At 35.9% G+C, this 13,192-nt stretch carries 10 protein-coding genes; 1 reads left to right on the plus strand and 9 read right to left on the minus strand.

What is annotated here, in order from left to right:
* Window positions 1-5: 5 nt before the first annotated feature.
* Both BST92_RS03120 and BST92_RS03125 read right to left on the minus strand, forming a co-directional pair.
* Window positions 6-1,166 carry an efflux RND transporter periplasmic adaptor subunit gene (locus BST92_RS03120; protein WP_105070142.1) on the minus strand — a complete coding sequence of 387 codons (1,161 nt, stop codon included), beginning with the start codon at window positions 1,164-1,166 and terminating at the stop codon, window positions 6-8.
* Between the two features lie 80 nt (window positions 1,167-1,246).
* Window positions 1,247-3,172 carry an ABC-F family ATP-binding cassette domain-containing protein gene (locus tag BST92_RS03125; RefSeq protein WP_105070143.1) on the minus strand — a complete coding sequence of 642 codons (1,926 nt, stop codon included), beginning with the start codon at window positions 3,170-3,172 and terminating at the stop codon, window positions 1,247-1,249.
* Between the two features lie 169 nt (window positions 3,173-3,341).
* Between BST92_RS03125 and BST92_RS03130 the strand changes: the two genes are divergently transcribed.
* Window positions 3,342-3,614: a DUF983 domain-containing protein gene (locus BST92_RS03130; RefSeq protein ID WP_342747885.1), complete on the plus strand. Its 273-nt coding sequence runs from the start codon at window positions 3,342-3,344 to the stop codon at window positions 3,612-3,614.
* A gap of 9 nt (window positions 3,615-3,623) precedes the next feature.
* Here the strand turns inward: BST92_RS03130 and BST92_RS03135 are convergent, their stop codons facing one another.
* The 7 genes from BST92_RS03135 to topA all read right to left on the minus strand — a co-directional run bounded on the left by BST92_RS03135 (window position 3,624) and on the right by topA (window position 13,104).
* The gene (locus BST92_RS03135; RefSeq protein ID WP_105070144.1) at window positions 3,624-4,661 is read right to left on the minus strand and encodes an NAD(P)/FAD-dependent oxidoreductase; all 1,038 of its coding nucleotides are present in this window, start codon (window positions 4,659-4,661) and stop codon (window positions 3,624-3,626) included.
* Between the two features lie 87 nt (window positions 4,662-4,748).
* The gene (porN, locus tag BST92_RS03140; protein WP_105070145.1) at window positions 4,749-5,624 is read right to left on the minus strand and encodes a type IX secretion system ring subunit PorN/GldN; all 876 of its coding nucleotides are present in this window, start codon (window positions 5,622-5,624) and stop codon (window positions 4,749-4,751) included.
* Between the two features lie 17 nt (window positions 5,625-5,641).
* Window positions 5,642-7,180, minus strand: a complete 1,539-nt coding sequence (gene porM / locus BST92_RS03145; protein WP_105070146.1) for a type IX secretion system motor protein PorM/GldM — start codon at window positions 7,178-7,180, stop codon at window positions 5,642-5,644.
* Between the two features lie 48 nt (window positions 7,181-7,228).
* A complete protein-coding gene (gene porL, locus BST92_RS03150; RefSeq protein ID WP_105070147.1) occupies window positions 7,229-7,888 on the minus strand; it encodes a type IX secretion system motor protein PorL/GldL in 660 nt (219 codons plus the stop codon).
* A 40-nt stretch (window positions 7,889-7,928) separates the two neighbouring features.
* The gene (gene porK, locus BST92_RS03155; RefSeq protein WP_105070148.1) at window positions 7,929-9,296 is read right to left on the minus strand and encodes a T9SS ring complex lipoprotein PorK/GldK; all 1,368 of its coding nucleotides are present in this window, start codon (window positions 9,294-9,296) and stop codon (window positions 7,929-7,931) included.
* A gap of 115 nt (window positions 9,297-9,411) precedes the next feature.
* Window positions 9,412-10,572, minus strand: a complete 1,161-nt coding sequence (locus BST92_RS03160; protein WP_105070149.1) for a formimidoylglutamase — start codon at window positions 10,570-10,572, stop codon at window positions 9,412-9,414.
* A 6-nt stretch (window positions 10,573-10,578) separates the two neighbouring features.
* Complete coding sequence (topA, locus tag BST92_RS03165) at window positions 10,579-13,104, minus strand: type I DNA topoisomerase (protein WP_105070150.1); 2,526 nt, start codon at window positions 13,102-13,104, stop codon at window positions 10,579-10,581.
* Window positions 13,105-13,192: the final 88 nt, after the last annotated feature.

Raw genomic sequence — 13,192 nt, forward strand, 5'->3', positions numbered from 1 at the left:
CTTGCTTATTTAAGAGCTGATTGATCAGTTGTGGATTGTTTCTCTTTTTCTCGAGCAGCTTGCTGTTCTGTTTTCACAATCATTCCCTCATAAGCACCAGGGACTGATTGAGCAATGATCACCGTGCCATTTTCTAAACCTTTTACAACCACTTTTTTATCTGAAAAATGAACTGGCTGAATCGTTTTTAAAACCAACTTTCCATCTTCTACTGCAAATAGTTGATTTTCATTTTGTAATAAACTCCTATTAATCTCTATTGCATTTTCAATCTTCTGCGCATCTAGATTTGCTGTTAAATACATACCTTCTTTAAGATTATCATCTTTAACCTCTATTACAGTAGTAATTGTTTGAGAAGCTTGATCAACTTTACCATTAATACGAGAGACTTTACCAGTATATATTTTTGCGTCAGAGATATTTTTAAGTTCTACAGACTCTCCTATTTTTAAAAAACCAGCAAACTCAGAACTGATAGCTACCTGAAGTTCATAAGTGCCTGTTTGAATAAATTCTCCTAGCTGTTGTCCGCTTCTTATTAAAGTACCTTCTGTAACCATTGCCTCAGTAAGGACACCGTTAAAAGGAGCACGTATTCTATATTTACCTAATCTACTTTCTAGATTTTTAATATTAAAATATGTCGTGTAAATATTACGACCGGTAATAAAATACTTTTCTTTATCATCTACAGGTTGAGGCAAGGCTGGTGTTAAAGCATTCATATCCCACGAGTCTAGGTAAGATTGCCATTGTTGATATGATGATGGATAATCTAATCGCAAATCTGGCATTATTGCAGTAATTTGATTGTTAAGATTACTACGAGCACTTTGCACCTGTGCATAGAATTCTGAATTCTCAATGATAATCATGCTTTGTCCAGCGCGATATTCCTGACCAGTTTTAAATAGAATTCCAGTAGGTTTGAAGACACCTGTAACCTCTGCATAAAGCTCTACACGGCGTTTTGCCTGTAAATTTCCATTTGCCGGTATAATTATAGATACAGTAGAATTTGTAATCGTATCAGTAGTGATAATTTTCACCTCTTTTTTTACTCTCGGCTTAGGCGCTGTTTTACTATCAATAATGACTTTTGATGCATATATTGCTCCACCTATAATGAGCAAAGCAAGTATGCCTAATATAATTTTACGCATGAAATAGTTTTAGTTGCTACTTAGACTTGTAAAACTACTCAAGGTATAACCTCAAGAGGTTAAAATTTCCTTAAAGGTATTTAGAAATTATCGAGCTTCTCAGAAATATCTTCCCACTTCAACATCCAATCTTCTAGTGCTTTTTTCTTAGCCTGATAAGCATCAAAAAAACCTGGTTGCGCTGCTAGTTCATCATAATTTGCAGCGAGTTCTTGATCTAATTTTTTAATCCCGCGTTCCAGATTATTGATTTCGGCTTCTGCTTTTGAAAGGCGATTATTTAAAGATTTTTGCTTTTTCTGATCCTCATAGGAGAGCTGTTTTTTTTCGGTATCCTGCTTTCGCGAAAGCGCATCCACAGGTACCTCTGTAACTTTTTCAATCTCACGCATGTCTTGAGCCTTACGCTGTTCTAGGTAATAATCTATGTCCCCTAAGTGTAAGTTTAGTTTATGATCACGGAATTCATAAACAACATCTGTAAGTCCTTGTAAAAATTCTCTATCGTGCGACACCACAATAAGTGTCCCGTCAAATTTAACTAAAGCTGCTTTTAAAACATTCTTGGACTGAATATCTAAGTGGTTAGTAGGCTCATCCATAATAAGGACGTTAAACGGCTGTAATAGTAATTTACAAAGCGCTAATCTATTGCGTTCTCCACCACTTAATACTTTTACTTTTTTCTCTGCCTCATCACCACGGAACAAGAAAGAACCTAACATGTCTCTTACTTTTACACGATTTCCATCATCTGCAGCGTCAATCATAATATCCAGCACGGTTTTCTCACCATCTAAATACTCTGCTTGATTCTGGGCAAAATATCCCAACTGCACATTATGACCTAGGTTAACCGTTCCTTGAGCATCTTTTATCTCACCTACGATTATTTTTGCAAGGGTAGATTTTCCCATCCCATTTTGACCTACAAAAGCGACGCGAGCGCCACGTTCTATCATTAAATCTACCTCGCTAAGAACTTTTTTATCACCATAAGATTTACTAACCTTATCAATTTCTAGAACCACTTTACCTGGCTGTACAGATTTTGAAAAATTGATATTCATAGCAGCATTATCAGTTTGTTCAATCTCTACCACATCCATGCGGTTCAATTTTTTAACAAGAGATTGAGCCATTGTGGCTTTACTTGCTTTGGCTTTAAATTTTTGAATTAATTTTTCAGTACGTTCAATTTCTTTTTGTTGGTTCTTAAAAGTTGCCTCTTGCTGCTCTCGCATCTCTGCTCTCAACGCTAGAAATTGCGTGTAAGGCTTAGGATAATCATAGATGCGTCCTAGACTGATTTCAATGGTACGGTTAGTCACATTATCTAGAAACATTTTATCGTGACTTACAATTACTACAGCACCTGGATAAGTTTGCAAGAATTGTTCTAACCATAGAATAGAATCGATATCTAAGTGGTTAGTAGGCTCATCAAGCAGTAGTATATCGTGATTTTCTAATAATAACTTTGCCAGCTCTATACGCATGCGCCATCCACCAGACAACTCATCGGTAAGCATTCCGAATTGTTCTGGTTTAAAAGCTAATCCTTTTAAGATCTTTTCAGTTTCACCTTTATATTGATATCCACCTATAATTTCATATTCATGAGTTAATGTACTCATGTCCTCAATAAGCTTTGAATAGGACTCAGATTCATAATCTGTTCTTTCAGCAAGTTGAATGTTTATTTGATCCAACTCGGCTTCTATTTCTCTCGCTTTCGCGAAAGCGGTATATGCTTCCTCTAGTACTGTACGACCTTTTTCAAAATCTATATCCTGACGTAAGAAACCGATACTGGTTCCTTTTTCCATAGCCAGTTGTCCTTGATCATATTCTAAATCACCAGCGATTACTTTTAACAAGGTGGATTTACCAGCTCCATTTTTTCCTATTAGCCCAACGCGATTACCACCATTAAGCCTAAAGGTTATCTCTTCAAATAATGGCTCGCCGCCAAAACTAACATGTAAATCGTGAATATTGAGCATAGTGGTTTTTGTATCTTTGCAAAGATGCGTAACTGCGCGTAAACACTAAAGCTTTCTTATGCTAAAAGGCACAAAATTATACAGTATTATCACGGGAACTTGTCCAGTATGTCAAAATGAATCGATGTACACGAGTTCAAATTTGTATAATCCGAGTAAGACGCAAGAAATGAATGAAAGATGTTCCCACTGCGGTACAAAATATAAGATTGAACCTAGCTTTTTTTATGGGTCTATGTATGTAAGTTATGGTGTCGGTATTGCGATTGCAATGGCGGCATTTGTTATTTGTTATTTCTTGCTAAATCTATCAAGATGGAATATTTTTCTAGTGATTACATCTATTTCAGTTTTGAGCTTACCTATTGTAATACGCGTCTCCAGAAACATATGGATTAATATTTTCATGGACTACGATAAGGAAAAAGCTAAGAAAAACTAGGGTCTTATTTTAAGTAAATCTTTTTATATCCATTTCTTCATGAATGGACTGACCTTTAAAGATGCGCTGTATGAGTTGTGACGATGCCCATGGCGCTATAAGTACTGCTCTACTGCCCATTCCATTAAATACCCAGACATTTTTATGCTGTGAATGCTGCCCAACAAATGGACGTCTATCAATAGTCGTAGGTCTTATACCATGTTTGTGCTCAACTACCTCATAGGGTAACTTCAAGAATCTTTCTAATCGAGTCGTTAAAAAATCTTTACCAGCTGCAGACGGTACATCTTCAAGATCATCTCTATCATAGGTAGCGCCCACCCAAAACAAGTCATCTTTATATGGCATCAGGAACACCGATGATTTAACAATATGTTTTAATTCAAGACTAGGAACTTTTATTAATAGAACTTCTCCCTTATTACCTTGAATAGGCAAATACTTAAAATAAGGATTATCAAGAATACGATAACCTTCGGCAAAAATGATGTGAGATGCCTTTATCTCTTTATACGTGACGAAATTAACGTCACTTATTAAACTACTATAATCAAACTCTTGCAATATCACAGATTTCATATTTGTAAAATACAATAGTGTGACAGACATAAACTCTAAGGTATCAACCCAACCGGTACCATTTACAAATCCATAGCCTGATAAGGCATCTATACCTTGAACATCTAATTGATGGATTTGCGGATTCATAAAATCCTTTAGATCATCACGTTTAGACTTTTTTACCCAAGTTTGAGATTCTTTATCGTCGTGAAATCTACGCGCTACTGTAATAGGCTTACGCAAGTCAACAGCTGTACATTTTAAAATGTAATCAAACAGACTATTGAGCTCATTAAGTTGGTCTGCAGCCTTCCACACCGCTGTAAATCGCTTTAAAACCATGGGATTGTATAGACCTGCAGCAACAGAACTGCTTCCCTTTTTACGATCAGTGATCATAACAATCGTTTTACCTTGTTGATGTAATTGCCATGCCAGTGTACAAGCTGCAATACCACTACCTACTATTATAACATCTTTCATAACCCAAAGGTACTACGTAAATAAAACTATTGAATAAAAAAAACGCCTTGCAAAGCAAGGCGTTTTCAATATAAAGTGATTCAGAACTTAATAGTTCCACATATCAATTTCTTTATTTCTGATGATATCTTTTAAACGTTCTGACTCTAAAAGTTGCATCATAGAATTATCAGCTATATATGCTTCAATCTTTCGATCACCATGCACGTTATCCATTTTATAGATAACACCACTAAATCTTCTTGAATTCAAAATGTGATCAAATGATATAGGTTTAGCAGAGTTTAATGTATTAAAAGCTTTTGCATTGTGCAACAACTCTCTTACATCTGGATAGTAAATCCAGAACAATTCGATTCCTTTTGGATCATCCATGAAGTTAACATCTGGCGTAACCGGAGCTATACCTAAAATACGATATCTCATTTCGCCTTGACGAGTATCTAAGTACCATAATCCTCTTACATTGTAAGCAGACACATTATCTGCACCTATAGAGGTTTTAGTAATATACTCAGCATCAACACGACCTTCTGCATTAAACTGCTCAATACCATAGTCTGAAGTATCTACTCTAGAGAGAGAAGTTTCAATATCTGCAAATTCTCTTTTTTCATTAAAATAAGAGTCTGAATAAAGGTCTATTTCACCATTTCTTGCAGCAGCAGCTATCACGTGAAATAATGCACGACGCTCCTTACCTACATAATTAGTATCAATAGGATAATACAATGGAAAGTTTACTCTTTCATCAAGATCTATCTTTTCCCAAGTAGTTCTTGACCAAAGCACGTCACGATCACCAATGAAACCATAAGGTAACGGTGTATCGTTATCGTTCTCCGTTTGAGAGGCAGTTTTCTTACCTATCTCATTAGGGTCCTTTGCATTAAGTATATTGTTTTGAGCAAAAGCTGACGAAGTCAACATTAATCCCAATACAAAAACAAATAACTTATTCATATCTCTTTTTTCAATAATTAATCTAATAACTCTACCGCTACTGGAGTAACTGTTTTAAGCTTTACTCCTGGAACAGTTGCCTTAATACCAGCAAACTGTACGATATCTCCTTTACGTGCTTTTCTCAAGTTACCTTGGGCAGCACTATTTAATTTAGTTCCAGAAACCTTTACAGAAGGCGCTCCAGGAACTTTAAATAAAAACTCTGTTACACGTGGTGTTAATTCAAAATCAAAATCATCACCAAATGTCGCTCCCACAGTAGAAACTGCAAGGTTAGATCTGTTCTTCTTAACATCAATGTATTCTCTACTAATAGTACCGATAGGTCTAGGAAGATCCTTGATACGGAAAACACCAGAATCAGAAACTCTTTCACCACTAGGCAATTCACCAGTAACCGTAATCTTTACTTCTTTACCTGAAGTAGGCTTCATGATATAACCATTACCACTTCTTGTTAAACCAGGTGCTGATGCATTTACCTTGTTACTAGGAACACCTGCAAAAGTAACTGTCATAGGGTTTTCAACACCACGATAAACAACATTCATCTTGTCTGCAGATATAGTTGCTGAGTTAGGTTTTGGGATAACTGCATACTCAGAATTGATATCGATCTTAATAATAGAATCGTTTTCAACAAATTCCATATAACCAGTAATCTTCTTCTCACCTACACTACCTGATCCTAATTTTAATGGAATTTGGCCATTAACGATGTCTGCTTGAGGTATTTCTTGACCATTAATAACAACTTTATTAGGAACAGTTGTATCATCATAACGACCTAGAACAACAGTACCCGTAACAGTTTCACCATTAAAGAAAGCTGTTTTGTCAAGATTTACAATAGACTTATAATTATTCATTGAAGCAATCTTGATAAGTTCACCTTGAACTAATTGACCCATTACATCAGATTCGATATTTCGAATCTCGTTTTGTAACAATGTCAATTTTGTTTTAGAAGCGATCAATGGATAACCTTTATAATTATATTCCATGTACTCACGATCGATGTTTTCACGATCCTTTACATCACCAGTGCTGAATTTTTTATTCAATTCTGCTTTTACATCGTCATAACCTTCGCCTAATGCAGCAATCATATCTGCCTTATAACTAGTCATCTTAGATTTAAACTCTTCTCCAGCTTCACTAAGTTTATCTCCTTGGAAAAAAGCGTTATCAAGAATATCCGTTTTATCTTGAACTTGATAATCTTTCTCTGATCCAGGTTCAATAGTTGAAGTAAGCATTTCTTTAATACCTTCTAAATAGGCATTATAATCATTACTTAACTTAGAAACTTGTTGAGCTCGATCAGCAGCAGCCTGGTACTGTGCTGGCTTTTCTTTTGCCTTCTGATTCAAATCCAATAATGAATTTGAATTTACTGCAGCTAGTGCAGTATTACTTGAACTTAAATTCTCCTCTATAAGACCAAAAGCTTGAAGAACCTCTTTACTCATGTTTAATGCAAGCATCGCAATAAATACAAGGTACATCAGGTTAATCATCTTCTGCCTTGGGGACTGTTTTCCTCCTGCCATAATATTCTAATTAGCTGTTATTAATTGTTTTATAATAATTATTGCTAATTATCCTTTCATTGCACCTAACATGTTTCCATAAACGCCGTTTAGAGAAGACAAGTTGTTAGTAAGACCAGCCATTTGCTCTTGAAGCTTTGTTGCATTTTCAGCAATCGCCTCATTAGCTTGAGCTTGACGTGTAGAACTTTCTACCTGTACTTTATATAGACTATTTAATGATTCCATTTGCGCTGCAGCAAGAGCCATTTCTTCAGAATATTTTTTAGTTGAAGACATTGCTTCAGCTGTTGGAGCGATACCTTTTGCAGCTCCTTCAAAAGAACGGATGCTATTACCTAAACTAGACATTAATTCTCCGTCTAACTTTGCTTCTTTAAGCATTTCATCTAATTTTTTAGAAAGCAATCCTTGCGCATCTTGTGGCTCTTCTTTCTTTCCTTTTTTAGCGACAGCTTGACCTCCAGATAATTCAGGATAAACGAGTGACCAATCTAGATCATCTTCTACTGGTTCAAAAGCTGAGATAAAGAAAATTAATGCTTCTGTTATCAATCCAATAGCTAGTAAAGTTCCTCCTGTTAATTTAGTAAATCCTAAATCAAGTTCCCAGTGAAGAATTTTAAATAATGCTCCAATGATTACTACTGAGGCTCCGATACCGTAAGCCATGTTAAATAATTTCTTTGTTGTTTTAGACTGTGCCATTTTAATAAGGGTTTAGTTAAGTTAGTAGTTAAATTTTATTTTAGTTAGTAGCTGCGTTAAGAGTAACGTCAGTTCCCATATAAGATTGTACGGTACGGAAACCAATATAGCTCCTTGCAGAATCAGCGTACTCATAATCACGAGTTCCTACTTGTAAGAAATAAGAAATATCTTTCCAAGATCCACCGCGAACACCTTTACGCATGTTGTTCTCATCATTTACAACAGGACTCATAGAAGACATAAATTCATAAGAACCTGCGTCATAAGAAGAATTCACCCATTCTGCAACGTTACCAGACATGTTGAATAAGTTATACTCATTAGGCTCATAAGAACGAGCTTCAACAGTATATAAAGCTTGATCTGCTGCATAATCACCACGTAATGGTTTGAAGTTAGCTAAGAAACAACCTCTATCGTTTTTAGCATAAGGTCCACCCCATGGGTAAGTAGCTCCTTCTAGACCACCACGAGCAGCATATTCCCATTCTGCCTCAGTAGGTAGACGGTATGCATTTACATTATGACGTCCACGTTCTTTTCTGAAAGCATTGTGATATAAGGTTCTCCACTGGCAGAATGCTTTAGCCTGCTTCCAGTTCACACCTACAACAGGATAATCACTGTAAGCTTCATGCCAGAAATAATCATTGTGCATAGGCTCGTTGTAAGAATAATTAAAATCACGTATCCAAACTGTAGTATCTGGATAGATCTCTACAGGAGTTTGAGTGATATACTTACTTCTTTTATCCTTAGGATTACGAGCGGCTTTTTGTATATCCATTTCAGAATATGTAAATACAAGTTTCTTCACATCAAGTGTACGTTGTCCGTTGTACATCTCTTCAAAAGGAATATACATAGAGTCATAAACCTCTGCATAAAATTCATCTGGAATATCTTCAGTATCCCAAATTAAATCAACATCGTGATTCAATTTACGACCTTCATATCCAGTTTCTCCCATGCCAGCATAGTTATCTTGATAATATTGTTCCCATGGAGTTAAGTCTGCACTATCATCGGCATCTAAGAAAGCAAATTCTCCAATTCCATCATCACCTGGTGTAGCACCATTATCATCTGCCATAATTGCTAGACGAGTTCTGAAAATAGAATCTCTTACCCAGTATACAAACTGGCGATACTCTGCATTTGTAATTTCAGTTTCATCCATGTAAAATGAAGGAACTGTAACTGTTTTGGTAGGCGCATTATTAGTAGCGGCAAAATCATCATCACTCTTACCCATGATAAACGCTCCACCTGGTACTAACGTCATACCGTAGGGCTTTTCTGGATGCCATGCTTTTCCTTTAGCTCCAACTACCATTCCGCGATCTCCTCGACCACAACTTGCTAGAAAAGCAACCACTGCTGCTAGGACAAATAACTTTTTCATAAGGGTATTTTATGTTTTCTTTATGAATTAAGGCCGTAAACCTATCTAAAATATATATATCTGGCAACTTTTTTTTACCAAATAAATTTAGTTTGACAAATTACGCATTAATACGCTATACTTCATTCTTTCTTCTCGCTTTTAACCATCTTTCTGGCAAATTTTGATCACATGCCAGCTCATAATCTTTGCGAGTACAAGGTAATAACGTTTGTTGTTTTAGTTTATTATTAACATTTGAAAGAAATGGTAATTCTATCCACCATCTCCCAGTTTTATTAGATTTATAGAAGGTTAGAACCTCATCTTCAATAGGTACACGATACTTCAAGCAATCGTTTTCGACATTAATAGGATGTTCTTCTGCTCTATAATTATAGCCTTCTATAAAATACCAAATCATTTCTGCAATCAATTGCGCACCGGTTGGACTAGCATCATTTGGAATTTCAAATATCCCGAACACCTGTGTACGATCACTTATACCGGCATATCTCGATAAACTACATATTTGTTTACCATTAAGTCCATTTGGATTCGCTTTCGCGAAAGCGGTATCTCCAGCTTTAACTACAGCCATATCAATACCTACCACGTCTGCATCTCGCATAACTGGCTCGGCAAGTTTAATATCCTCATCCAACATACCTAACCGAGTTGCATCAAAATACATACGTTCAAGCAACTCTATTTCTTCCTGACTATTGAAGTAGGTTTGAAAACCTAGATTGCTGTAATTAAAAAGATTATAGGGCTGATCTGCCACCATTTTACCTACATAACTTCTTGAGCTTATAGGCATTTCTATATCACCTATATCAAATCTACAATCGACATTAACTACATTAATCATGTATTTAATCTCATCAAACGCTCTATAAATAGGATACATTAAGTCTTGACTACCGCCTAGATAAATAGGTATAATTTTCTTTAATAAAAACTCTGCCGTTAATTGCTGAAGGACGTAATATGTATCTTCAACAGTTTCGCCAGGATGAATATCGCCCATATCAACAATATTCAATGCCCAATTTCCTGGATATAGCTCATAAAACTGCTTCCTAGCTTGATCTAAGTTTTTAATTTGCAACAACGCATTCTCATCTCGTCTGTTTTCTAAAACGCCTACGAGAACCATTTGAACACCATTTAACTGCGGTAATCCGGTATGTGCAGTATGTATATTAATTACATTTCCTATCGCATGTTGCGGTTGCAACATAGCATGGGCTTGCACCTCATCACTTACTGGTTTAAGAAACTCAAATGCCATGGAAAATTACTTCTTAGTCGTTTTTTTCTTTGCTACTGGTTTCTTTTTTGCTGCAGATTTTTTCTTTGCTGCTGCTTTCTTTTTAGGTGCTTTTTGCGCAATTAACTCTATTGCTTTCTCTAAGGTAATTGATAAAGGATCGATAGTTTTAGCAAGCTCTACCTTAGTTTTCCCTTTTATAATGTTATGCCTTCCCCATCGCGCCTTTTCAATTCTAATTCCTTCCTCTTCCCAATCAATTATAAGTTTATCTTTTTCTTTCTGAATCTTATCTTTAATTAACTGTTCGATATCATTGTTTGAAAGATTATCAAAATCATATTTTTTATTGACTGATATAAACATACCTGCCCATTTTATAAATGGACCAAAACGACCTACACCTTTAGTAACTGGCTGTTCGTCATACATGTATATAGGAGCATCAGCCTTCTCTTTTTGCTGTATCAACTCTGCAGCTCTTTCAAAAGTAAGTGTCATTGGGTCGTCGCCTTCCTCAAGAGACACAAAGGTTTTCTCGTTAAATTTCACATACGGACCGAATCGACCTTGGTTTACCTCAACCGGGAAACCATTGTATTCACCAACCGTTCTAGGCAATTTAAATAAATCCATCACCTCTTCTAAAGTGATAGTATTTAAGGATTGAGAAGGTAATAAACTTGCAAATTGAGGCTTCTCCTCATCCTCTACCGTACCTATTTGTGCCATCGCACCGAATCGCCCTAAGCGCACACTAATAGGCTTACCTGTTTGAGGATCTGTCCCTAATACTCGTTCACCTACCTCTCGCTCAGCATTTTCTGCAACATCTTTGACCGTAGGATGAAAATCTTTATAAAAGTGGTTCATCATATCAGTCCACTCTTCTTTACCTTCGGCTATATTATCAAATGACTCTTCAACTTTTGCAGTAAAGTTATAATCTAAAACATTGCTAAAGTGCTCTACCAGAAAATCATTAACAACTCTACCAACATCTGTAGGTATTAATTTCCCTTTATCAGATCCTGTTTTTTCTGTGAGTTCTTTTTCCTTTACGACATCTTTTGTTAGTGATAACTGCACATATGCACGTTCCTCTCCTAGTGAAGTACCTTTTTCAATATATTTTCTATTTTGAATAGTAGTAATTGTAGGAGCATATGTAGATGGTCTACCTATACCTAGCTCTTCTAATTGCTTTACCAGAGAAGCTTCAGTAAACCTATATGGAGGTCTAGTAAAACGCTCTGTAGCTGTAATCTTTATATTTAAAAGATCTTGACCTACTGATAATGCAGGCAATAAACCTTGTTGTTCTAAATCTTCATCATCAGTACTTTCTAAATAAACTTTTAGAAAACCTTCAAATTTCACAATCTCTCCACTAGCTGTAAAATTCTTATCATGAGTGTTTGCACTTATAGAAACATTAGTACGTTCCAGCTTTGCATCACTCATCTGACTCGCTATAGCTCTTTTCCATATCAATTCATAAAGACGAGTTTGATCTCTATCTAGTCCCGCACTATGAACTGCAAAATCTGTTGGTCTTATCGCTTCGTGTGCCTCTTGAGCGCCTTTAGACTTACCTTTATAATTACGTTCTTTATGAAATTTTGCTCCATAGGCACTTTCAATCTCTGCTTGAGCGCCTTTTTTTGCTTCATTACTTAAATTAACAGAGTCTGTTCTCATGTAAGTAATTAATCCAGCCTCATATAATCGCTGTGCTAATTGCATGGTACGACTTACATTAAAGAACAGCTTACGAGAAGCTTCTTGCTGTAAGGTTGAAGTTGTAAATGGTGGCGCTGGACTTTTAGACGCAGGCTTCTTTACTAGATCTGCAACTTCAAAATGGGCTCCTTTATTTAACTCAAGAAAACTTTGGGCTTCTTTCAGTGAGTTTAAGTTTCCAGGTAATTTTGCTTTTAAAAGACTACCATCCTTGGTTGTGAAATCTGCATCGATTCTAAAAAAATTATCACTTTTAAAATTGATTATTTCATTCTCACGCTCTACAATTAATCTAACTGCTACAGACTGCACACGACCGGCACTGGCACCACCTTTTACTTTCCTCCATAATATTGGAGATATTTCATAACCTACAATACGATCTAAAATTCTACGTGCTTGTTGAGCATTTACAAGATCATAATCGATCTGACGTGGATTTTCAATTGCTTTTTGAATTGCGCTTTTTGTAATGGCATTAAAGACAATGCGTTTAGTCTTATCTTTTTTAAGATCTAACTGCTCTGCAAGGTGCCATGCAATAGCTTCTCCTTCTCGATCCTCATCACTCGCTAACCAAACCATTTCTGATTCGGCTGCCATTTTCTTTAGCTTTTTTACCAGATCCTTCTTATCTGAACTAACGATATATTTAGGAGTAAAATCATCATCTACATCAACACCTAACTCCTTTGCAGGAAGATCAGCTATATGACCAAAGCTGGATGCTACTTTATAGTCTTTACCTAGGAACTTTTCTATGGTTTTTGCCTTTGCCGGCGACTCTACAATTACAAGATTCTTTGCCATTCAGATTTGAATTTTTGGAATGCAAAGGTATGCGTATTTTTTTTTAATTCTGCAAAAGTCTAATTTCCAATTAATTAAAGCCTTCTTT

Source organism: Nonlabens arenilitoris (genome assembly GCF_002954765.1).
GTDB classification, from domain to species: domain Bacteria; phylum Bacteroidota; class Bacteroidia; order Flavobacteriales; family Flavobacteriaceae; genus Nonlabens; species Nonlabens arenilitoris.